This window comes from Paenibacillus sp. FSL R7-0210, assembly GCF_038009085.1.
In the GTDB taxonomy this organism is placed as follows: Bacteria; Bacillota; Bacilli; order Paenibacillales; family Paenibacillaceae; genus Paenibacillus_AQ; species Paenibacillus_AQ silagei.
Genome location: NZ_JBBPAR010000001.1, coordinates 7,165,887 through 7,188,524, shown reverse-complemented (window position 1 = coordinate 7,188,524; position 22,638 = coordinate 7,165,887). Strand labels below are relative to the sequence as shown.

The 22,638-nt window shown below is 52.3% G+C and carries 19 protein-coding genes; 1 reads left to right on the top strand and 18 read right to left on the bottom strand.

The features are described from left to right. Positions 1-8 precede the first annotated feature (8 nt). Positions 9-536: a PulJ/GspJ family protein gene (locus tag MKY64_RS30745; protein ID WP_340957725.1), complete on the bottom strand. Its 528-nt coding sequence runs from the start codon at positions 534-536 to the stop codon at positions 9-11. Then, a complete protein-coding gene (locus MKY64_RS30740; RefSeq protein ID WP_340957723.1) occupies positions 520-1,098 on the bottom strand; it encodes a type IV pilus modification PilV family protein in 579 nt (192 codons plus the stop codon). The genes MKY64_RS30745 and MKY64_RS30740 overlap by 17 nt, the downstream gene beginning before the upstream one ends. Positions 1,099-1,316: 218 nt before the next feature. Between MKY64_RS30740 and MKY64_RS30735 the strand changes: the two genes are divergently transcribed. After that, a complete protein-coding gene (locus MKY64_RS30735) occupies positions 1,317-2,102 on the top strand; it encodes an alpha/beta hydrolase (RefSeq protein WP_339251777.1) in 786 nt (261 codons plus the stop codon). Positions 2,103-2,209: 107 nt separating this feature from the next. Here the strand turns inward: MKY64_RS30735 and MKY64_RS30730 are convergent, their stop codons facing one another. From MKY64_RS30730 to fliS, 16 genes are all read right to left on the bottom strand, one after another. Continuing rightward, on the bottom strand, positions 2,210-4,105 hold the full coding sequence (locus MKY64_RS30730) for an AraC family transcriptional regulator (RefSeq protein ID WP_339251779.1): 1,896 nt from the start codon (positions 4,103-4,105) through the stop codon (positions 2,210-2,212). A gap of 125 nt (positions 4,106-4,230) precedes the next feature. Further along, positions 4,231-5,643 (bottom strand): argininosuccinate lyase, encoded by a 1,413-nt coding sequence (gene argH / locus MKY64_RS30725; protein ID WP_340957720.1) that lies wholly within the window; start codon positions 5,641-5,643, stop codon positions 4,231-4,233. Positions 5,644-5,733: 90 nt separating this feature from the next. After that, positions 5,734-6,969, bottom strand: coding sequence for an argininosuccinate synthase (locus MKY64_RS30720; RefSeq protein WP_209868392.1), 1,236 nt, complete (start codon positions 6,967-6,969; stop codon positions 5,734-5,736). A 673-nt stretch (positions 6,970-7,642) separates the two neighbouring features. Beyond that, positions 7,643-8,611 carry an ornithine carbamoyltransferase gene (gene argF / locus MKY64_RS30715; RefSeq protein WP_340957717.1) on the bottom strand — a complete coding sequence of 323 codons (969 nt, stop codon included), beginning with the start codon at positions 8,609-8,611 and terminating at the stop codon, positions 7,643-7,645. Further along, a complete protein-coding gene (locus tag MKY64_RS30710; protein ID WP_339251786.1) occupies positions 8,611-9,894 on the bottom strand; it encodes an aspartate aminotransferase family protein in 1,284 nt (427 codons plus the stop codon). Before MKY64_RS30710 ends, argF begins: the two co-directional genes overlap by 1 nt. Positions 9,895-9,963: 69 nt before the next feature. After that, positions 9,964-10,791 (bottom strand): acetylglutamate kinase, encoded by an 828-nt coding sequence (gene argB / locus MKY64_RS30705; RefSeq protein WP_339251788.1) that lies wholly within the window; start codon positions 10,789-10,791, stop codon positions 9,964-9,966. Between the two features lie 71 nt (positions 10,792-10,862). After that, positions 10,863-12,095, bottom strand: a complete 1,233-nt coding sequence (argJ, locus tag MKY64_RS30700) for a bifunctional ornithine acetyltransferase/N-acetylglutamate synthase (protein ID WP_339251790.1) — start codon at positions 12,093-12,095, stop codon at positions 10,863-10,865. A gap of 22 nt (positions 12,096-12,117) precedes the next feature. Then, positions 12,118-13,173: an N-acetyl-gamma-glutamyl-phosphate reductase gene (gene argC, locus MKY64_RS30695; protein ID WP_445165113.1), complete on the bottom strand. Its 1,056-nt coding sequence runs from the start codon at positions 13,171-13,173 to the stop codon at positions 12,118-12,120. A gap of 196 nt (positions 13,174-13,369) precedes the next feature. Further along, positions 13,370-14,254, bottom strand: coding sequence for a YitT family protein (locus MKY64_RS30690; RefSeq protein ID WP_339251791.1), 885 nt, complete (start codon positions 14,252-14,254; stop codon positions 13,370-13,372). Positions 14,255-14,326: 72 nt separating this feature from the next. Continuing rightward, positions 14,327-15,461 (bottom strand): peptide chain release factor 2 gene (gene prfB / locus MKY64_RS30685; RefSeq protein ID WP_155991162.1). Its coding sequence is split into 2 segments (ribosomal slippage): positions 14,327-15,367 and positions 15,369-15,461, totalling 1,134 coding nucleotides; the frame shifts between segments, so codons are not numbered across the junction. Positions 15,462-15,949: 488 nt separating this feature from the next. Next, entirely contained in the window at positions 15,950-18,454 is a 2,505-nt protein-coding gene (secA, locus tag MKY64_RS30680; protein WP_036721232.1) for a preprotein translocase subunit SecA, read from the bottom strand. A gap of 308 nt (positions 18,455-18,762) precedes the next feature. Next, positions 18,763-19,320: a ribosome hibernation-promoting factor, HPF/YfiA family gene (hpf, locus tag MKY64_RS30675; protein ID WP_036721235.1), complete on the bottom strand. Its 558-nt coding sequence runs from the start codon at positions 19,318-19,320 to the stop codon at positions 18,763-18,765. A gap of 228 nt (positions 19,321-19,548) precedes the next feature. Then, entirely contained in the window at positions 19,549-21,000 is a 1,452-nt protein-coding gene (locus tag MKY64_RS30670; RefSeq protein ID WP_340957713.1) for an S-layer homology domain-containing protein, read from the bottom strand. A 488-nt stretch (positions 21,001-21,488) separates the two neighbouring features. Next, positions 21,489-21,686 (bottom strand): cold shock domain-containing protein, encoded by a 198-nt coding sequence (locus MKY64_RS30665; protein WP_036721237.1) that lies wholly within the window; start codon positions 21,684-21,686, stop codon positions 21,489-21,491. Positions 21,687-21,915: 229 nt separating this feature from the next. Then, entirely contained in the window at positions 21,916-22,251 is a 336-nt protein-coding gene (locus MKY64_RS30660) for a flagellar protein FliT (protein WP_036721240.1), read from the bottom strand. After that, positions 22,244-22,633 carry a flagellar export chaperone FliS gene (fliS, locus tag MKY64_RS30655; RefSeq protein WP_036721243.1) on the bottom strand — a complete coding sequence of 130 codons (390 nt, stop codon included), beginning with the start codon at positions 22,631-22,633 and terminating at the stop codon, positions 22,244-22,246. Before fliS ends, MKY64_RS30660 begins: the two co-directional genes overlap by 8 nt. Positions 22,634-22,638: the final 5 nt, after the last annotated feature.

Sequence of the window (22,638 nt, the reverse complement as noted above, 5' to 3'; positions counted from 1 at the left end):
CCTCCCTCCTAATATCCAAATTGGCTTTTTAGTTCCAGCATATTTTCTGAGCTGCCTTTGTATTTCAATACCAGATCAATTTCAATGGTCCCCGAGCCGCAAAGTGAGCTGATTGTACATTCCCGCCCGTCTGCCGTATATGCGGTAACCTTGGAATCGCCAAGTTCTGAACGAACTGCAAGTGGTGAATTTGTTCCCTGTTCGGTTCCGTTACCAGATATAATTATTTGATTCCCCTCGACTATAATCGCCTCTTTCTTTTCCCTGCCGCTCCGGCTGAGTTCTATACCCCCATTAATGTTCTGAACCTTATCTGGTGCATATGTATAGAGTTTAGTAATTATAGCTGACATAATTAAATCGGCCTCATCCCGGAGCTCATTCTGAATTGTAATCTTGTCGTAGCTTCTTACACCAAACATGGTAAGTCCAGAAATAATGCCCGCGATCATAGCAAACACTGTAAGTGATGCAATCAATTCAATCAAAGTAAATCCCTGCTCCCGAGATTGCATATGCCTAACGAATTCTTTCATCGGTGATATACCCCTCCACCTTTATGTCATATACCGGCTGATTCCCCGGATCTACGCGTCTTACTTTCACCAACACGGGAAGAAGATATTTTTGCGAATTAGACAGGTCAATGGAGGGAGCACCGCTGGAAGGCGAAGGCTCTTCTTTCTTTTTCCATAACTCGGGCTGGTATACCACATCAATCTGATAGGCAATTCCATTAACTACGGGATTCAGAACACTAGCTGGAGAGCCTGTAAAATTAATAACATTCGTTAATACACAGCCGCTGCTCTTACAGTCTTCTGCTTTAATAACAGCATCGGAAAGATGATCTATAAAATACTTATTGATCTCACCAAAATCCTGCTTCTCCATATAAAACAAAGCGTTCCGCGCCAGATTGACCATGATCGTCTTGTTCTGATTCGACTTGGAATAGGTCATGGCGTGGGTGAAGTATGAGGTCAGCACCAGGGACACTATCGACAAAATGACGATGGCGGCCAGCACCTCGATTAAGGTGAAGCCCGCTTCCTTGCCCCGCTCGCGGCTGCGGTTCCATGGGTCTTTCCAGGACATTGTGTTCGCTCCCTATACTCTATTGAAATTCAAATTATGGGTTTATCCATGTCTTCAGTCCTGTGTCCTTGCATGTTTATATGAATCTTTCTACCTACTTCCATTATATTCTTTCTCCTCCGGCAGCAGCAATGCTTGCGGACAATAAATCTGGAGAAATCTACAGTTTATATCAGGTAGGGGCTGTGCTATCATGTGGGCAGAAAGGGGATACGCAAATGGCTTTGATTGAATGTAAATTTTATTCGGAGGTGCTAGGGCTCAGTACTTCGATGACTGTCATTCTGCCGCAGCAGACCACTACGCAGATCGGAATGAGTAATGTCTCCAAAGGGACCTTACACCCCACCCTGTACCTGCTGCACGGCTTGTCTGACGATGATTCGATCTGGCTGCGCCGGACCTCGATTGAGCGTTATGTAGCAGAGCTGGGCATCGCTGTTGTTATGCCGCAGGTCCACCGCAGCTTCTACACGGATATGGAGGCGGGCGGGAAGTACTGGACATTCATTAGTGAGGAGTTACCGGCACTTGCCCGTTCCTTCTTCCCTTTGTCGGCCAAGCGCGAGGATAACTTCGTGGCGGGATTGTCGATGGGCGGTTATGGGGCAATGAAGCTGGGACTGCGCAAGCCGCAGGACTGGGCCGCAGCAGCGAGTCTGTCCGGGGCACTCGATATGGCACACAATTTCTTGAACTTTGAAGATCCATCGCAGAGAACCAAGGATTATTTGCAGATTTTTGGGGACAAAGACATTGCTGGTTCTCCGGAAGATCTGCTATGGCTGCTAGAGGAAGTGAACCGCTCCAAAGGGCCGAAGCCGCTGCTCTATCAGTGCTGTGGAACCGAGGATTTCCTGTATGAGGATAATCAGGTCTTCCGTAAGGCCTGCTCCAAGACCAAGCTGTCTCTGACCTACGAGGAAGGGCCGGGCGAGCATGAGTGGGGATACTGGGATACCAAGATCCGCGATGTGCTGAAGTGGCTGCCGCTGGGGAAGTAGAGATTGTGATATTGTAAGCGGTATCGAATGAACCCTGGGCATTATATTTTCAAAAAAAGGGATCTGGACAATTCATCCAGCGCCCTTTTTTATGGTCACCCGCGTAATTACGTACTGCTCCCTGCCAGCAGGTTAACGATGATGTCCATTTGTTGTTCTACCGAAATCGGATCACTGAACAGGAATTGATTGAAGTCAATATTGTAGATTTTGCCCGCTTTCCCTGCCGGTGAATTCTGAATGAGCTTATCCACTTTCTTCAGCTCTGCCTCCGCCCCTTCATTCACTGCGAGAATTAGCCGGTCACCGATGAAGTCAGGAATGACCTCGCTGGAGATCTCCCAGGTCTCTCCGTGAATGACCTCTTTCTCCACCTTTTCGGTCGGCTTCAGGCCCAGATATTTATACACGATGTTGCCGCCCAGATTGGTATCCCCGTAAATGAAGACGGCACCGGAACGCACATTTAGAATGGAGAAGGTTTCGTCCGGTTCGATGTAGGGAGCGATTTTTTCTTTGGACTCTTTTATTTTTGCTGCAAAATCCTTGTTCCACTGCTTCGCTTCCGTCTGCTTGCCCAGAATATCCCCGAACATTTCGACATCCTTGACCGGATCATTATACTGCTCCACTACAAGGGTTGGTGCAATCTGGCTCAGCGCCTCGTATCCTCCTTCGACCACCTCCGCGAACGGGGCTGTTGTAATAATCAGATCAGGCGCAAGCGACAGGATCTTCTCCGCATCAGGCGTAGAACCTACATCTTCAATATCCGACACATCGCTTAACAGCGGATTGTTCAGAATGAAGGTTGTTGCTCCCACCGGCTTCACTCCAAGCGCCATCAATTCCCCCAGATGAAAAAGACTGACGACCCGCTGAGGCTTCACGGGAATCTCGGTCTCCCCCTTCAAATGCTTGTAAATACGTGTATTTGCGGCCTCGCTGTCTACAGCCGTACTGGTGGGAATAGGCTCAGAGGCTGCCTTTCCAGTGTTGTTGCCTGTCTGACATGCACTTAGAAATATGGCTGAACATAACAGCAGCGCAGCCCCTAAGGCCGGTCTTGAAAATCTGAACATCGATGTGTCCCCTTCCTCATTTAACTGATAATAATTCTCATTATCATTATGAGAAACAGGCTTACCAGATACAATAGACGATTTCAGCAGATGTAATGGATTATTCTGAACGGTATGCTTGTTATTCTCCCGGAATCGCTGCGGCGAGCAGCCGGTATGCTTTTTGAACAAACGGCTGAAATAATAGACATCGGCATAACCCACACTGCCTGCGATTTCCTGAATTCGGGCATTGGATTGCAGCAGCAGCTGCTTGGATCTGCGGATTCGTACATGGATCAGATAATCGATAGGACCGAACCCAAGCTGACTCTTGAACATGCGGAACAAGTAGCTCGTACTGCAGCTGCACATTCCGGCCAATACCTCTGCGGTAATCGGCTCACTGTAATGCTCATGAATATAGTGAATGGCTTCAGTGACTACACCCGGTCTGCTGGTCCCCTGAGCCGAGGAGTGAATTTGCCGCATAACCTCATATACAAATTGATGAAAAACCGTCTGTGCCTCCAGCTTCTCCAGCGGGGCGGTATGCTGCCACAGACGATCCATTGCCTGGCACTTCTCCTGCAAGGGCAGCAGTGTATAGGGAGTGAAGGCATACGGCATATTGAAGCTCTCCTGGTCCTCTGGAAATAGACTGTCGGCTTGATAGCGAATGAAATAACAGACAAACTCGTTGTCCAGCGGCATCAGCCCGAGCTCCGTTTCCTTGCCGCCATGCAGAAGAGGCGCAGACCGGGTGGAATAGACCGTCCCCGATAGACTTACAGTCGCCTCGCCCTGCACGCTCAGCAGGAAAAAACCCGTAGCCGCCACATCATGCTCAGGCACCGTTCCTGCTTGCGCAGCGAATAATTGAACCTCCAGCAGCCTGACCGTAGTACGGCTCCAGCATTCAATATGGGCTTCCCAATCCATACCTTCCCCCCTATTGTCTATTGAAAAAAGACTGCCCTTCTGCAGCTTCCGCTGCAAATGACAGTCTCTAATGCCTTCAGTAATCCTCTGCCTCCAGCGGGCAGTGCAGACGACCTGCATATAGGTTACACGGCTCCGCCATGCTGCTTCACCCATTCACCCGCAGCTGTCAGGTCCGCTTCGGCCCGCCCGATGGCGGCCTGCACCTGAACCGTGGCGGTACCGCCGTAGACATTACGGGCGTTCACCACGGCCTCCGGCTGGAGCACCGCATAGATCTGATCGTCGAACAGCGGCGAGAACTGCTTGAATTCGTCCAGCGTCAGATCCAGCAGGAACTTGCCCTGGTTGATGCAATACAGGACGGTCTTGCCGATCACCTCATGCGCCTGACGGAACGGCAGGCCTTTGCCCACCAGGAAGTCAGCGATATCGGTCGCGTTGGAGAAGTCCGTGTTCACCGCTTCACGCATCCGCTCCTTGTTCACCTTCATGGTGGAGATCATCGGTGCGAACAGCTGCAAGGCCCCTGTAAGGGTAGCTACTGTATCGAACATGCCTTCTTTATCTTCCTGCATGTCCTTGTTATAGGCCAGCGGCAGCGACTTCAGCACGGTCAGCAGTCCGATCAGGTTGCCGTAGACACGGCCTGTCTTGCCGCGTACCAGCTCCGGCACATCCGGGTTCTTCTTCTGCGGCATGATGCTGCTGCCGGTGCAGAAGGCATCATCCAGCTCCACGAAGCTGAATTCCGTGCTGCTCCACAGCACCAGCTCTTCGCTGAGCCGGGATAGATGAGTCATCACGAGCGATGCATTCGCCAGGAACTCCACGATGAAGTCGCGATCGCTGACCGCATCCAGACTGTTCTCATAGACCCCGTCAAAACCAAGCTGCTCAGCCACAAAGTGGCGGTCAATCGCGAACGTGGTTCCCGCCAGCGCCCCGGCACCCAGCGGCAGCACGTTAATCCGCTTGTAGCTGTCGGTCAGGCGCTCCGCATCGCGGCGGAACATCGACACGTAGGCCAGCAGATGATGCGCGAACAGAATCGGCTGTGCCCGCTGCAGGTGTGTGTATCCTGGAACGATGGTCTCCAGGTTATCCTTGGCCTGCCCGATCAGCGCACCCTGCAGCTCGTGCAGCAGCGCGACCAGCTCAACCACGCGGTTACGCAGGTAGAGGTGCATATCTGTCGCCACCTGATCGTTGCGGCTGCGGCCGGTGTGCAGCTTGCCGCCGACCGGGCCGATCTGTTCGATCAGGTTCTTTTCAATATTCATGTGGATATCTTCATCGGCAACCGAGAATACAATCTCCCCCGCACGCACCTTGTCCAGCACCTTATTCAGCCCGGCCTTGATCGTCTCCACATCCTCCAGCGGCAGAATTCCGCATTTGCCCAGCATCGTGACATGGGCCAGACTGCCCTGCACATCCTCTTCCGCCAGCACTTTATCGAACTCGATAGAAGCCGTATATTCCTCTACCAGCTTGTTCGTTCCTTTGGTAAAACGTCCGCCCCACAGCTTGCTCACCTGTTGTTCCTCCTCGATAGACGTTAGAAGGGCCGCCCCTGTCCGGTTGGGAGGAACGGCCTTCTTGTGTCCGCTTTTATATGCTGCTACTTATTTATTGGATTCTGCTACGCCCGCCGATACCTTCAGACGCAGGGCATTCAGACGGATGAAGCCGGTCGCATCGCCCTGGTCGTAGGCCTGGGTAGGATCTGCCTCCATAGTGGCGATATCCGGGTTGTACAGGCTGACCGGACTCTTCACTCCGGCGCCGATGATGTTGCCCTTGTAGAGCTTCACGCGTACCGTACCGGTCACATTCTTCTGGCTCTCCTTCACCAGGGCCTGCATTGCAATCCGCTCCGGTGCGAACCAGAAGCCGTTATACACCAGCGTGCTGTAACGGGTGATCAGGCTGTCACGCAGGTTCATCACTTCACGGTCCATGGTAATCGATTCCATTTTACGGTGAGCGGTGAACAGAATCGTGCCGCCCGGAGTCTCGTACACGCCGCGGCTCTTCATGCCGACAAAACGGTTCTCGACCATATCCACGCGTCCAATCCCATGCTTGCCGCCCAGCTCATTCAGCTTCTCCATCACTTGCAGCGGGGATAGCGCTTCGCCGTTCAGCGCTACGCAGTCACCTTTGAGGAAGTCCAGCTCCAGATATTCCGCCTCGTCCGGCGCATCCTCCGGCGCATTCGAGAGCAGGAACATTTCCTTGTTCTCCGGTGCGCTTGGATCGAACCAAGGATCTTCCAGCACGCCACTCTCATAGCTGATATGCAGCAGATTGCGGTCCATCGAGTACGGCTTAGCCGCTGAGGCTTGTACCGGAATACCGTTGGCTTCGGCGTAAGCGATCATCTCCGCACGGCCCGGGAACTGGTTGCGGAACTCTTCCAGACGCCAAGGCGCAATTACCTTAATGCTCGGTGACAATGCAGCGGCATTAAGTTCAAAACGCACCTGGTCATTCCCTTTACCTGTAGCTCCATGGGCAATGGCTGTAGCGCCTTCGGCGATAGCGATATCCACCATGCGCTTGGCGATCAGCGGACGGGCAATGCTGGTGCCCAGCAGATATTGTCCCTCATAGAGTGCGCCCGCCTGAAACATCGGGTAGATGAAGTCATTCGCGAACTCGTCGCGCAGATCATCGATGTAGACTTTGGAGGCGCCGGTGGCGAGTGCTTTTTCCTCCAGACCGTCCAATTCTTCCTTCTGACCAATATCCGCTGTAAAAGCAATAATCTCCGCATCATACGTTTCTTTCAGCCATTTCAGAATGACTGAGGTATCCAGCCCGCCGGAATAGGCGAGTACAATTTTTTCTTTTGGCATGGGGGTTTAGCTTCCTTTCGGTGTGGAGGGTGATTATAAGATCAACTTCAAGCTTTGCGTATAGACATCCGGTGCTTGGACGCAGCTGCATGAAATGTTTGGACTTCCGGCCGCTGTTGTCTACAGATTTCTTGATTTATACCGCTGTTCGCAGTTGAAATCCGTAGACTGCTGATGCTTCCGAAGCGAGCTTTCCTGCGGAAAGCTTTCAGGCGGACGCTGACGCTCCTACAGTTCCAAACTTTCACTTCGCTGCTATGCACCGGAAATCCAACGCTCCGTACCTAAGTTGATCTTATATATGTGTTGTGTATATATAATTAAATTACTTCAACCCAACTCTTGCTGAGGGTTGGCTGTGCCCGATTAAGGTGCCCTGGGTGGACTTAATTGCAATCTGTACAACTAAATTGGCTGATATAACGCCGAATGTGCGTTTAGCTGTAGTTCGTGCAATTAAAATGCCTCTATACCTGAATTCTCGCCCATTCGGGCAGATTTAGTTGTACAGACTACAGTTAGAAGAGAAAACTCTTACTTTTCACTGTTTTTAATTGCACATAATACACTTATCTCTGAAAGTCCGCTTCGAACGTCAACTTCATACATTAGCGCATTTGTGGAATGAACTCATATCTGGCCTCCTGATGGCTCTGCTAGGCTACATCTGCATCTAGCCCATCAAAGCCGCCATAAGCGCCTTCTGCGCATGCAGGCGGTTCTCCGCCTGATCGAAGATCACGGAATTCGGGCCGTCGATGACGCCGGTGCTGACCTCTTCCTCCCGGTGGGCCGGCAGGCAGTGCAGGAACAGATAATCGCTCTTCGCGCCTTTCACCAGCTCCTCGTTGACCTGATAGTCCTTGAACGCCGCTTCACGCGCCAGCTGCTCGGCCTCGAAGCCCATGCTTGCCCAGACATCCGTATAGATCACATCAGCGTCCTGTACCGCCTCCTGCGGGCTGCGGGTCACAGTGATGACCGAGCCTGTCTCCTTGGCGATCTCACGCGCCTCGGCCACGACAGCCTCGTCCGGCTCGTAGCCTTCCGGTCCGGCAACCGCGACATGCACACCCAGCTTGGCGCCACCGATCAGCAGAGAATGGGCCATATTATTGCCGTCGCCGATGTACGCCAGCTTGAGGCCCTTCAGCTTGCCCTTGTGCTCGTATACAGTCTGGTAGTCTGCCAGCACCTGGCAGGGATGCGCAAGATCGCTGAGGCCGTTGATTACAGGCACTGAGGCATACCGCGCCAAATCTTCCACTTTATCATGGCCGAACGTACGGATCATGATACCGTTCAGATAACGCGACATGACCTGGGCGGTATCACCAACCGTCTCGCCGCGGCCCAGCTGAATATCATTTTTGCTTAGGAACAGTGCATGTCCGCCCAGCTGATACATCCCCACTTCGAACGACACCCGTGTGCGGGTAGAGGATTTCTCGAATATAAGGCCGATCGTCTTCCCCAGCAACGGCTGGTAGACCTCACCGTTCTTCTGCTTGCGCTTCAGCTCAATCGCGAGGTCAATCAAATACGTGATTTCCTCCGGGCTGTAATCATTCAGCTCCAGCAAATCACGGCCTTTGAGCTGTGCGGCAATCGTCTCTGTTACGCCTGGTGTACCGTGACTCATCAATTTGCCTCCCCGTTTACTTTGTTAGCATAAGTATGAATTAGTTCCGATAGGATGTCCACCGCCCGATCAATTTCATCGGTGCTGACATACAGATTAGGCAGCAGCCGGATCACATCCGGACCAGCCTGAACGAACAGCAGTCCGCGCTTCTGTCCGGCGAGAACGATCTCGGCTACCGGCTCCTGGCACTCGATGCCGATCAGCAGGCCTTTGCCGCGAATCTCCTTCACAAAAGAAGTGTCCGCCAGCTTCGCTCTAAGCTGTCCGCTTAAGTATTCGCCCATCTCCGCCGCCCGCTCGGGCAGCTTATCTTCGAGCATGGTCTCAATGGTTGCTTCCATCACCGCTGCCGCCAGCGGGGTGCCGCCGAAGGTACTGGCGTGGCTGCCCGGGCTGAAGGCCTCGCGCAGATAGCCTTTACCGAGCATCACACCGGCCGGGAAGCCGCTCGCCACACCTTTGGCCAAGGTGAAGATGTCCGGCTCAATGCCGTAATGCTGATGAGCGAACAACTTGCCTGTACGGCCCATGCCGGTCTGCACTTCATCCACAATCAGCAGTAATCCGTGCTCCTTGCACAGTGCTACAACAGCATCCAAGAACTCCTGCTGTACCTCAAGCACACCGCCCTCGGCAAGCACCATCTCCAGCATAATCGCTGCCGTATGCTCCGTAATGGCGGCTTTCAGCGCCTCCAGATCGTGCAGTGGCACTGTCTTGAAGCCCGCCGGAAGCGGCAGGAAGCCTTCCTTGACCTTTGCCTGCCCAGTGGCTGTCAGAGTAGCCAGTGTACGGCCATGGAACGATTGCTCGAAGGTAATCACTTCATAGCGGTCCGTCCCCTTCACTTTCTGGTGATACCGGCGCGCCAGCTTGATGGCCGCTTCATTCGCTTCCGCTCCGCTGTTGCAGAAGAAAACCTGATCCGCACAGCTATTCTCTGTCAGCAGCGCAGCTACCCGGTCCTGGCCTGGAATGTGGAACAGGTTCGAGACATGCCACAGCGTATCAATCTGCTCCTTGAGCTTCGCACCGACCTTCTCCGGCGCATGGCCCAGACTCGTTACCGCAAGTCCGCACATGAAGTCCAGATACTTGTTACCCTGCTCATCCCATACCCAGCTGCCCTTGCCTTTGACCAGACTGAGGTCATATCTGGCGTAAGACGGGAATACCGCACTCAGCTTGGCAGGAGCGGCCCCCTGCCCGTCCGTTCCCGCTGAACGTTCCTGCAGCGCCCCTGTCAAAGAATTCTTGTCCGTTTGCGTAAGCTCACTCATTCTTAGTCACTCTCCCACCATGCTGCTGCCGGCTCCCCGTCAGCGCGTCTTATTATTCTTCCAGCCTATCTATGCTCTTACAATCCGCGTGCCCAGCGCTTCGCCCTTCAGCACCCGGCTGAGTACACGCGGCTCTTTGCCGTCTACAATAATAACCTCGGACACCTGGCCCTGGATGCAGTCCATCGCGGCACACACCTTGGGAATCATTCCGCCGTAGATTTCGCCGTTCTCAATCAGTGCTTCGATCTGTGCCACCGTTACGGACGGAAGCACCACCTTCTCCCCGTCCACCGTCCGCATAATGCCCGGCACATCCGTAACCACGATCATACTCGGTGACCCTATATAAGAAGCCACCGCTCCGGCAGCGGTATCCGCATTGATGTTATACCGCTGTCCTTCGCCGTCTACACCGACAGGTGCGATCACCGGAATATAGCCCATCGCGAGGATACCCGTCACAATCTCCGCTCGAACACCGGTCACTTCACCCACCAGACCCACTTCATCGTGATTGGCCACCGGGTGCGCCATGATCAGGTTGCCGTCAACGCCCGACAACCCGAGTGCCTGCCCCCCGCTGGCCTGAATTCGGCGGACAATCGCCTTGTTGATGCTGCCGGCCAGGGTCATCTCAACCACATCCAGCACCTCTTCTGTCGTTACCCGCAGGCCGTTCACGAAGCGGCTCTCAATACCGAGCTTCTCCAGATTGCCGGAGATCGCCGGGCCGCCGCCATGCACGATTACAGGCTGAATCCCGCTGACCTGAAGCTCCCGCAGATCCTCGAAGAATGAATCCGGCAGCGCCGCCAGCGTACTCCCTCCGCATTTCATTACGAACAGCCCGGCGGCCCCCGCCTGCGCCTGAGGCTCTATCGGTTCTATTGTCATCTCCTTGCCCCCTGTACGTAAAAGCTTAGTCGGCTTTCGGCCGCTGTTGTAATCCGGTGAAACTATCTGCACTACGTACGGTAGGCCGCGTTAATCCGCACATAGTCATAAGTCAGGTCACAGCCCCAGGCTGTAGCCTGACCGCTGCCGTCCGACAAGGTTACCGTGATCAGCACGGTATCGCTTTTTTGCAGATAATGCAGTGCCTGCTCCTCATCAAAAGCCACCGGACGTGATCCGCGCAGCACCTCGATCTCACCCAGCTTAATATCTACCCGCTCCGGCGATACCGGAACGCCCGCGCGCCCTACAGCCGCGATAATCCGCCCCCAGTTGGCATCCGCGCCGAAGATCGCCGACTTCACCAGGCTTGAGCCGACCACGGTCTTGGCAATTGCCGCCGCAGCCTCATCATGCACCGCCCCGTTCACCTGCACCTCAATCAGCTTCGTGGCCCCTTCGCCGTCACGGGCAATCGCCATGGCCAGACTCTGGCACACATGGGTGAACGCCGCTGCAAAAGCCTCCCAGTCCGCATGCAGACGCGTCAGCTTCTCATTACCGGCAAGACCGCTGGCCATAGTGACCAGCATATCGTTCGTACTGGTGTCACCATCAACGGTAATCATATTAAAAGTAGTGTTCGTCGCGCTTCGCAGCAGACTAAGCAGATCCTCGCCGTCAATGAGCACATCGGTGGTCATGAAGCCCAGCATCGTCGCCATATTCGGGTGAATCATCCCGGAACCCTTCGCCGCTCCGGCAATCGTAACCTCAGTACCGCCTACCGTTACTTTTACGCAGCTTTCTTTTTTGACCAGATCGGTGGTCAGAATCGCCTGGCTGAATTCCTCCGCACCGGCAGCGCCCGCGTCCAGCTTCTCCGGCAGTCCGGCAATCCCGCTGCGCACACAGTCCATCTTCAGCAGTTCCCCGATTACTCCCGTGGAAGCGACAGCAACATCCAGCTCATTCACGCCCAAATAACGGGCAGCAGCCGCACGCATCTCATATGCATCCGCCTCGCCCTGGTCCCCTGTACAGGCATTGGCATTGCCGCTGTTCACGATCACCGCCTGCAGCGTTCCGTCCGCCAGACTCTCCCGCGTAACCTTCAGCGGAGCCGCCTGAAACACATTGGTCGTATACACCGCAGCCGCCGTAGCAGGCACCTCACAGAGAATTACGCCGAGGTCATTACGCTCAGTTTTTTTGAGACCGCAGTGCAGGCCACCGGAGGTGAAGCCCTTAGGTGCAGTAATACTTCCGCCTTCTACGACGGTATATAGTGGTTGCTCACTCATGATATTGTTTGACCGCTTGCGCTTATGGATACACTGGTGTGTAACCAAGCCCGCGGGTTTCCTCCCATCCCATCATCAAATTGAGGTTCTGAATCGCTTGCCCTGCGGCGCCCTTAACGATATTGTCGATGACCGACACAATGGTAACCCGTCCGGTACGCGCATCTGTGGCGAAGCCGATATCGCAGTAATTCGATCCGCTGACTTCCTTCGTCGCCGGAACCACGCCGGGCTCACGCACCCGCACATACGGTCTGCCTGCATAATATTTACGATATAAATCTACGAGTTCCTGTTCACTATGTTCACCATTCAGTCCGGCATACATCGTAGTCATAATCCCCCGGGTCATCGGCACCAGATGGGTAGTGAAGGTTACTGTAACTTTCTCCCCGGCAATATCGGTAAGCACCTGTTCAATTTCCGGGATATGCTGATGTTTGTTGATTTTGTAAGCTTTGAAGTTCTCATTCATCTCGGCAAAATGCACCATCAGGCTAGTTCCCCGCCCTGCCCCGGACACCCCGGATTTCGCATCAATAATGATGCTGTCCGGCTTGATCCAGCCTGCCTCCAGCGCCGGAATCAGCCCCAGCAGCGTAGCTGTCGGGTAACATCCCGGATTCGAGATGAAATCCACTCCAGCCGCACGTTCGCCGTACACCTCGCATAACCCGTATACCGCCTGCTCCAGATACGCTGCCGGAGGAGCCGGATGCTTATACCACTGCTCATACTCCGCGCCATCCTTCAACCGGAAGTCCCCCGACAGATCGACAACCTTGAGTCCTGCTTCAAGCAGCCCGGGCACCAGCTTCGCACTCACTCCGGAAGGGGTAGCAGTGAATACAACATCCGCTCTGCTTGCAATCTCTGCTGCATCTACACCATCCAGCTTACGCTGCACCACTCCCGTGAGATGCGGAAAACCCTCCTCAATCGGCGCACCCGCACTCGAAGAGGAAATCACTGAAGTAATCTCTATATCAGGGTGTCCCTGCAGCAGCCTGATCAGCTCCACGCCCCCATAACCCGTTGATCCGACAATCGCCGCTCTCAGCTTGTCTGTCACTGTCATCCCCGCTTCCCGTTTCTCATTTCTATCATTATCGCTCATGCATAACCGTCCTGCAAATATGTATTATTATACGACCGAATTAATATAAATACAACACGTTGCGTTAACTTTATTCAGCTGGCGCACAAGAAGAAACGCAGGGTTATCCTATTCGCTACAGTATATCAAAAGAAGCGCAGAGCCCCCTTAAGGGAGTCTACGCTTCTCTTTTGAACCCTTCGCCCAGCACCTCATGAGCCTCGGTAATAATCACAAATGCAGCCGGGTCCACCGAGCGGACGATCGCCTTGAGCCTGGTAATTTCATTCTGGCCTACCACGACCATCAGCACCGTACGATTGTCACCGGTATAGCCGCCTTGCGCATTCAGCTTGGTAAGCCCGCGGTCCAGATCATTCAGAATCGCCTGCGAGATGTCCTCTGTGTGATCCGAGATGATATACGCCACCTTCGTGGTGCTGAAGCCCACCTCCAGCGCGTTGATCACCCGGCCGGTGACGAACAGCCCGATCAGTGCATACATCGCCTGCTCCATTCCCAGCACAAAAGCCGCCAAGGTAATCACCGTACCATCCAGCAGCACGACAGACAGCGAGAAGCTGAAGCCGGTTAGCTTTTGAATAATCTGTGCCGCAATGGTCAGTCCGCCCGTAGAGCCGCGCCCCCGGAAGACGAGGCCCAGACCGAGACCCACACCAATTCCTCCATAGATAGAGGCCAGGAGCGGATTCGTGGTCGGCACAGGCCCGTCCTTCGTCAGGAAGATAAACAGCGGCAGCACAAAGCTGCCCAGCAGAGAGCGGATGCCATACTGTTTGCCGAGAAAGATCACGCCGAGAATGAAGAGCGGAATATTAAGCGCCCACTGGGTAAAAGCAGGCTCTGCCCCAAACCAGGCCTCAGCCAGCACCGACAGCCCCGACACCCCGCCGGATGCAATCCGGTTCGGGAGGAAGAACAGGTTGAACGCCAGCCCGGTGATCAGCGAGCCGATCAGAATAAGCGCAATGTCCACCGTATGACGCAGCGGTCCGTTCAAGGGAATGAGCGGAGGTTTGTTGCGTGAATTGATTTTTTGCATGGTTGGCCGGACTCCTTTATGTTCAGACAAAAATTCCTACACCTCCGAAGACGCGTAGGAATTTGATTACTTTTATTCAGCTTCCGTCTTGATCTGGCTCCGCAGATACCCGTCAATGAACCCGTCCAGATCGCCGTCCATTACCGCTCCAACATTGCCTGTCTCTACAGAGGTGCGGTGATCCTTCACCATGCTGTAAGGATGGAATACGTAGGAACGAATCTGGCTGCCCCAGGCAATCTCGGATTGTTCCCCGCGGATCTCGTCCAGATGTGCCTGCTGCTCCTGAATTTTGCGCTCATAGAGCTTGGAACGCAGCATCTTCATTGCCTGCTCCCGGTTCTTGATCTGTGAACGCTCATTCTGACAGGTGACCACCACGCCGGTTGGCATATGCGTAATCCGCACCGCTGAGTCGGTAGTATTGATGTGCTGACCGCCCGCTCCGCTGGCCCGGTACGTATCAATCTTCAGGTCTTCCGTACGGATATCCACCTCGACGTCGTCAGCAATCTCCGGTACCACATCGCAGGATACGAAGGAGGTATGCCGTCTGCCTGAGGAGTCAAAAGGCGAAATGCGCACCAGCCGGTGAACGCCCTTCTCTGCCTTAAGGTACCCATATACATTGTGGCCCTTAATTAACAAAGTTACACTCTTGATTCCCGCTTCATCGCCCGGAAGATAATCCAGCACATCTACCTTGAAGCCCCGCTTCTCCGCCCAGCGTGTGTACATGCGCAGCAGCATTTGGCCCCAGTCCTGAGACTCGGTACCGCCTGCCCCCGGATGGAGCTCCAGAATGGCATTCAGCTTATCGTAAGGCTGATTGAGCAGCAGCTGCAGCTCGAACTCATCCACTCGGGCACTTATACTGCGGATCGTTCCAGCTATCTCTTCAGCCAGTGCGTCGTCGCCTTCGTCATCGGCCAGCTCCGCCATCATGGCAGCATCGTCATAATCCTGCTGGAGCTTCTCAAATTGATCAACCACCGACTTCACGGCATTCATCTCGCCAATCACGCTCTGTGCCTGATCGGGATCATCCCAGAACCCGGGAGCCGCCATCTTCTCTTCGAAGTTCGCTATCATCTCCAGCTTCAGGTCTAAGTCAAAGTGACCCCCTAAGGTTGGTTAATTTCTTGCCCATTTCACGCAGGTCCTGCTTCACATTAGGATCGATCAATTGGATCACATCACCTTTCATAATTGAATATTTCGCCGGGCTGCCGGTTTGGGCTTACCGGTATGGACGGCCATCTATGCTGCTGTAGCTTCGCTTCAGCTGCTACATGGCCAGGTGTACGCCGTAACTGCGGGAAATGTTTGGACTTTCGGCCGCTGTTGTGCCCAGATTCATTGATTATACCGCATAGCGGATAAAATCCGGGCACAAAGGCGGACGCTACCGCTCCTGCAGTTCCAAACTTTCCCTCCGTTACTTCCACCTCAGCCATAAAACATCTGAACATTCCCGTCAGCCGCACAGCTGTGCGTCCGGACCACTCCAAGCCCAAAAAAGCAGCCGGGCCGCAAACGGGGAGTCCCCCGGGCCCAGCCGCTTTTTATTGTCATTATAACCTAAGTGCAAGTGCACAAAACAGGAAGTACGATCGGGTGAAAGGTACTCGCAGCTTAACGCCTGCTCATTATTTCACCAGACAGTAAAACAGCTATCATTAGCTCTACTATATCTTATGCCTGACCGTGGCAGTTCTTATACTTCTTGCCGCTGCCGCATGGGCATGGATCGTTACGGCCAACCGTAGATTCCACATGCACCGGACGCTTCTCAGCAGGCTCTGCGTTGGTGGAGATCTTGTCTTCCTCCACTACCGATTGGCGCTCCTGATTCGTCTCGATGTGCGCCTTCATAATGTAGGTCGCCACTTCCTCCTGAATGTTCGCTGTCATGGCGTTGAACATCTCGAAGCCCTCGAATTGGTATTCGCGCAGCGGATCGGTACCGCCGTAAGCACGGAGGTGAATCCCCTGACGAAGCTGATCCATGGCGTCGATATGATCCATCCATTTGCTGTCTACGGAGCGAAGCACAATAACCTTCTCGAATTCACGTACCAGCTCAGAGCCAAGACGCTCTTCACGTGCAGAATACTTCTCAAGTACACGGGCGAAGATGAATTCGATCATTTCATCTACTTCTTTGCCCCACAGATCATCGCGGGTCAGCTCATTTTCTTCCAAAAGCTTGCTGTTCACATAATCCGCAACCTCTTGCAGCTCCCAGTTCTCCGGGATATCGTCACTGCAGTGTGCATTCACAATACGGTCGATAACCGGCTTGATCATTTCCACTACGATGTCTTTGATATTGTCCGACTCCAGAATTTCGCGGCGCTGCTTGTAGATAATCTCACGCTGCTGGTTCATGACGTCATCGTATTGCAATACGACTTTTCGGATGTCGAAGTTATTGCCTTCTACCCGCTTCTGGGCAGATTCAACAGCCTTGGTAATCATACGGCTCTCAATCGGCTGATCTTCCTCGAATCCAAGACGGTCCATCATGTTCAGCACATTGTCCGCACCGAAGCGCTTCATCAGCTCATCACCGAGGGACAGATAGAACTGTGTCGAACCCGGGTCGCCCTGGCGTCCGGCACGGCCGCGAAGCTGGTTATCAATCCGGCGTGATTCATGGCGTTCTGTACCAATAATATGCAGGCCGCCAACATCGGTTACCCCTTCGCCCAGTACGATATCCGTACCGCGTCCAGCCATGTTCGTGGCAATCGTTACGGTTCCCGGCTGACCGGCATAAGAGATAATTTCGGCTTCAGCAGCATGATGCTTCGCATTCAGCACCTGGTGTCTTACACCCTTACGCTTCAGCATTTCAGATACGCGTTCAGAGTTCTCAATCGATACCGTACCTACCAGCACCGGCTGATTCTTCTTGTGGCGTTCCACAATTTCAGCGACAACAGCGTTGAACTTGCCGTTTTCACTTTTGTAGACCACATCCGGCATATCAATACGCTGATTCGGCTTATTCGTAGGAACCTGAAGAACCTCAAGACCATAGATCTTCTTGAATTCCTCTTCTTCCGTCTTCGCAGTACCCGTCATGCCGCCTAGCTTGCGGTACATCCGGAAGTAGTTCTGGAAGGTGATGGTAGCCAGCGTCATACTCTCATTCTGGACTTCAATCTCTTCCTTCGCTTCAATAGCCTGGTGCAGCCCGTCGCTGTAACGACGTCCCTGCATCAGACGGCCGGTGAACTCATCGACGATCATAACCTCGTCTTCATTCACCACATAATCGACATCCCGGCGCATAATAGCGTTCGCCTTCAAGGCCTGTACAATATGATGGTTCAAGGTAACATGGCTATGGTCATACAGATTCTCTATCCCAAAAGCACGCTCAGCCGTAGCCACGCCCTTCTCAGTGAGCGCTACAGACTTCACCTTGATATCCACGGTGTAATCCTCTTCGGCAGTGAGCTTCTTCACGAAACGGTCTGCTGCATAATACAGCTCTGTCGATTTCTCAGCCTGGCCGGAGATGATCAGAGGGGTCCGCGCTTCATCAATAAGGATGGAATCGACTTCGTCAATAATACAGAAGTAGAGCGGGCGCTGTACCATCTGTTCCTTATAGAGCACCATGTTGTCGCGCAGATAGTCGAATCCGAATTCATTATTCGTGCCGTACGTAATATCGCAGGCATATGCCGCTTGTTTATCATTATGGTCCATGCCGTTCAGGTTCACCCCAACGCTCATGCCCAGAAAGTTATAGATTTGTCCCATTTGCGCACTGTCGCGCTGAGCCAGATAATCATTTACGGTGACGACATGCACGCCTTTACCCAGCAGCGCATTCAAATACACCGGCAGCGTTCCAACCAGTGTCTTGCCTTCCCCGGTCTTCATCTCGGAGATCCGGCCTTCATGCAGCGCCATACCCCCAACCAGCTGAACGTCAAAATGCCGCATGCCCAGCGTCCGTTTGGAAGCTTCGCGTACGGTAGCAAAGGCCTCGGGAAGAATCTCTTCCAGGGTCTCACCTTTCTCAATACGGGCGCGGAATTCCGCTGTCTTCGCCTGCAGCTCTTCATCCGTAAGCGATACGAAATCCGGCTCCAGCCCATTAATTACTTCGACCGTCTTCATCAGACGTTTGACATCCCGTTCATTAGTGTCGCCAAATATTTTCTTAACAAGTCCTAGCATGGTTAACCCCTTTCATGCAACACAGATGGTGGAACCGAGCCCATCCTCATAGATTGAAAGGGCCATATATGATTTCGATTCCGCTGCTTCATAAATTGTAACAGTTTGTAAGAGAAGCCGCAATACAAGCCGCCCTAACCTTATTCTGTATAATCCCCTTACATGAGGACAGAAGATGGCATTTTAATGAAACTTCTATATATACGCACAAGAGCCCTATTCGCTTCAGGCGAATAGGGACTCGTCTAATTGTCCACGTTAGGCTGAACCGAAGCCCTTGCTTATTCCAACAATTCCCGGTCCAGAGGTTAGTTCTGCTCGATCAGACCGTACTTCCCGTCATCGCGTTTGTATACTACGCTAACTTCGGAAGTGTCAATGTTGGAGAACACGAAGAACGTATGTCCAATCATGTTCATTTGCAGAATCGCTTCTTCCACATCCATAGGCTTCAAGGTGAACCGTTTGTTCCGCACAACCTCAAGATCATCATAATCCTGTTCCTGCTCTTCAACAGCAACGGCGCTGCCCGAACCTTCAACGAACAAGGTCTTCAGGCTGCCTTCCTGACGGAACTTGCGATTAAGCTTAGTCTTGTGCTTGCGGATCTGACGTTCCAGCTTGTCCACTACGGCATCGATGGATGCATACATATCATCGCTGCGGTCTTCCGCACGAAGCGTCACACCAGCTAGAGGAATTGTCACTTCCACCGTATGAAGGCCGCGAACGACGCCAAGCGTCACATATCCTTCAGAGGTAGGGGGTGCTTCGAAATACTTCTCAAGTCTGCTGAGCTTCTTATCAACATAGTCTCTCAAAGCGTCGGTCACTTCAATTTGTTGACCTCGAATGCTGAATTTCATAAGGCACTCCTCCTTTGTTTACTTTTCCATTATAGCAAATTGTCAGGGCTAAGTAAAAAACAAATCATGACAGACTTTACATTCACCTAACAATAGATGTAACAGACCTGCCGTAACAACAAACGGCCCGGTTCGAGCATAAAGCCGCCCTCGCCGGACCGAATACTGATTGCTGTATTATTTCACGCTGAAGCCTAGATTATGAATGATTGCATTCATCAAGATTACTTATTTCGTGTGAATCCGCAGAAGCTCTACAGGTGACAAGGTGCCATTAGAATCAGTGATAAAGAAGACTTTATACGCTGTATTGGCAGTGAGTCCAGTCAGGTTAATGCTGTGTTTCACAACTGGATTACCTGTAAGAGTACCAGCCCAAGGCGCTGTTAATGTAGCACCCGCACTGTTCTGTGCGTTAGCAATCTGCATTGCCGTTGGATCAGCATCTGTTGCCTTAACCACCACATATTTCAGAGGGGTTACCGGTGTACCCGTCTGCCCGTAAGCAGCATATACATCCGCAGACACTGTTGTTACATTGGTGATCCCCACCTGAGCGACCGACCATGCGCTGCCTGGTGCTGTTTTCAATTGAAGCGGCGTTACGCCGGACCAGTTACCAGAAGCGTCAGCCAGGGCAACGTAAACGGTATAATCCGTATTTGCAGTCAGACCATACACCGAGAAAGCAACGGATGTGCCGCCAGTAGCCGCAACTTGGCCGAAATGAACGCCTGCTGTTGTAGCATTAATCAGTCCGTCTTTCACTTGTGCTGCAGTTGGTGCGGTTACGTTCATGCTGTATGGAGCAACTACATAATACACGGCTCCTGTTACAGAAGGCGTAACATATACATCAGCGGTAACCGAACCTACATGGCCGTAAGTCACGTTGCTTACAGACGGCAAGGTAACGCTACCGCCTCCGCCACCACCGCCGCCTCCGCCAGTGCCGCCACCACTACCGCCGCCAGGAGCTGGAGTAGCTGTTGGGCTGGTGCTTGGCACAGGTGTTGCAGAAGGAGCCGGTGTTGCTGTCGGTGCTGGTGTAGGCGTTACTCCGCCTGTAGCCGGCTTATGCACAACTGAGTTGCTTATAATTCCGACCGCTTCGGCACGGGTAAGGGATTTCTTCGGACCGAAGGTTCCATCAGGATAACCGTTAATGATCTTCTTCTCAGCCGCTGAGGCTACGGCCACCTTGGCCCATGCCGCAATCTGGGCATTATCCTTGAACTTAAGCGGAGTAGAGCTTGTACTCAGCTTAAGCAGCTTGGCAGCAATAACTGCTGCTTCCTGCCGGGTGAGCGGGTTGTTGGCCCGGAAGGTATTATTCTCATACCCGCCAATATAACCGGCCTTCACAGCTTTAGCCACTTCACTGTAGACCCAATTGGATTTCTTCACATCCGTGAAGTTAAGAGTAGCTGCTTCGGTGAACCCGAACAGACGATTAATCAGTGCCACATATTCACCACGGGTAATTGCCTTATTCGGCTTAACCGTTCCGTCAGGATAACCACCCAGGTATCCTTTATCCAGCCAGCTCTGCAGTTGCTTCTGCGCCCAGTGTCCTTGAATATCCTTAGGTGCAGGCGCTGCGGACACACTTCCCAGTGATCCAAGCAGCATTGAAATACCAAGTACTCCGGCCGTAAGGCCACGCCACAATTTCTTCATTCTTTTGTTCATCCTCCTGTGAGTGTGATGGGCATAGGCTTCACTGCATGACTTCTTACCAAAAGATCTTTCGGAAGCATACGCCTAAGCAATAATGAGAGTGCAGACTAGGCAACAAAAAAGCCCAACGGTTTCTATTACCCATATTTTGGAGGATGTTAACATTTTTCCGTAACTAATTTTTACAAAGTGTCCAATTTAGGACTCTTTTCATCTCGAAATGTAGGCCATTTACTCGAAATTGAGAATATTTATAAGAAGAATGTAAGAACAGAGTCATACGGCCCCTCCTTACAAAGAACACCTCTCGAACTCTTACCCCCAGCTTTATGCACAGTTTATCCACAACAGATAAAGTCACATCATTAGACAAAAGTAACTTTATTCACTGCATAAAAAAGACCCAAGGGAGATCCCTTGGGTCTAACGCTAGCGTTGTCTCAATTGCTAACCATCTACCATATATGTAGGTCGGCTTCGCCGGATGATTATAATTTGATGACGTTAGCTGCTTGTGGTCCGCGTGCGCCTTCAACGATATCGAACTCTACGGATTGGCCTTCATCCAAAGTCTTGAAACCGTCAGTTTGAATCGCGGAAAAGTGTACGAATACGTCGCCACCATCGGAAGTTTCGATAAAACCATAACCTTTTTCTGCGTTAAACCATTTAACTTTACCTTCCATTGACTAAACATTCCCTTCGTCATCAGATGAACGTGAGTCTTGCTCACAATTCGACTATACCACCGCAGCTTCTCTATTGTCAATTGGAATAGTAAATGATTACTTTCAATAATTTACCAGGGTACAATCGGCATCAGAAATGGATAGAATTCGGTAATATAAGTTACAAAAAAAGGAGCAGACGCTTGTAAATACCCGCCTGCTCCCCGACTGAAACAGGGGAAATCTATTATTTTTTTCGATCCATGAGAATGCTGTCTGGAGTATAGGCTGTCTCGTAAGCGTTGCGTTGGGCTTTGGCTTGATTGCGTTTTTGAAGCCCGTCTTTGGCTTCCAGCCGAAGGGCATTCATCCGGGCCACGATGGCCGGGTCATGCTCCAGGATTCGACGCAATATCTCTTTTTGCGCTGGGGTCATCTGACAATTCTCGACTTCTCCCCCAATGGCTTCGACAAGTTTCTGGCGTTGTTCTACGAAAGCTTCTAGTTCTTCGTAGGTAGCGTCTTCCAACTGATAGTTCATGGCTCGGGTCAGAACTTCAAGCTCCTGCAACAGATTATCCATGCTGGAGGTCTTGTCCAGCAGTCATTTTAGCAGCTTGTGCAAATGTTAGACGCAAGTCTATAAGATAACCAATGGCCTCCTCAGCCTCAGCCTTGGATTTCTTAATATTGGATTGGATAAAAAGATAGTTAATATATTCATACAGAGGTGCCAAGGTTTTGGCAACTTCATAGTTTCTGTCTAGAGTAGCAAGAAGCTCATTAACAATAGACTGAGCTTTTCCTAAAAAAGTACTAACTTTTTCAAAATCTTGCTCATCAATTCCTTCAATACCAGTCTTTGCGAAACGCACAGCTCCGTCAAACAACATTAGCAATAGTTGCGCTGGGCTAGAAGTTTGAACTGATGATTGGCGATACTTATCATAAGGAGATGTTATCATTGCAT

Bases quoted from the DNA above. Each gene is read 5' to 3' on its own strand.
- MKY64_RS30710 (WP_339251786.1), bottom strand. From the start codon at position 9,894: ATGAGTGAGCTTACGCAAACGGACAAGAATTCTTTGACAGGGGCGCTG.
- MKY64_RS30670 (WP_340957713.1), bottom strand. From the start codon at position 21,000: ATGAAGAAATTGTGGCGTGGCCTTACGGCCGGAGTACTTGGTATTTCA.
- MKY64_RS30740 (WP_340957723.1), bottom strand. From the start codon at position 1,098: ATGTCCTGGAAAGACCCATGGAACCGCAGCCGCGAGCGGGGCAAGGAA.
- argJ (WP_339251790.1), bottom strand. From the start codon at position 12,095: ATGAGTGAGCAACCACTATATACCGTCGTAGAAGGCGGAAGTATTACT.
- hpf (WP_036721235.1), bottom strand. From the start codon at position 19,320: ATGAAATTCAGCATTCGAGGTCAACAAATTGAAGTGACCGACGCTTTG.
- secA (WP_036721232.1), bottom strand. From the start codon at position 18,454: ATGCTAGGACTTGTTAAGAAAATATTTGGCGACACTAATGAACGGGAT.
- argB (WP_339251788.1), bottom strand. From the start codon at position 10,791: ATGACAATAGAACCGATAGAGCCTCAGGCGCAGGCGGGGGCCGCCGGG.
- fliS (WP_036721243.1), bottom strand. From the start codon at position 22,633: ATGATAACATCTCCTTATGATAAGTATCGCCAATCATCAGTTCAAACT.
- argF (WP_340957717.1), bottom strand. From the start codon at position 8,611: ATGAGTCACGGTACACCAGGCGTAACAGAGACGATTGCCGCACAGCTC.
- MKY64_RS30690 (WP_339251791.1), bottom strand. From the start codon at position 14,254: ATGCAAAAAATCAATTCACGCAACAAACCTCCGCTCATTCCCTTGAAC.
- MKY64_RS30735 (WP_339251777.1), top strand. From the start codon at position 1,317: ATGGCTTTGATTGAATGTAAATTTTATTCGGAGGTGCTAGGGCTCAGT.
- MKY64_RS30660 (WP_036721240.1), bottom strand. From the start codon at position 22,251: ATGGATAATCTGTTGCAGGAGCTTGAAGTTCTGACCCGAGCCATGAAC.
- MKY64_RS30720 (WP_209868392.1), bottom strand. From the start codon at position 6,969: ATGCCAAAAGAAAAAATTGTACTCGCCTATTCCGGCGGGCTGGATACC.
- MKY64_RS30730 (WP_339251779.1), bottom strand. From the start codon at position 4,105: ATGGATTGGGAAGCCCATATTGAATGCTGGAGCCGTACTACGGTCAGG.
- MKY64_RS30745 (WP_340957725.1), bottom strand. From the start codon at position 536: ATGAAAGAATTCGTTAGGCATATGCAATCTCGGGAGCAGGGATTTACT.
- argC (WP_445165113.1), bottom strand. From the start codon at position 13,173: ATGACAGTGACAGACAAGCTGAGAGCGGCGATTGTCGGATCAACGGGT.
- MKY64_RS30665 (WP_036721237.1), bottom strand. From the start codon at position 21,686: ATGGAAGGTAAAGTTAAATGGTTTAACGCAGAAAAAGGTTATGGTTTT.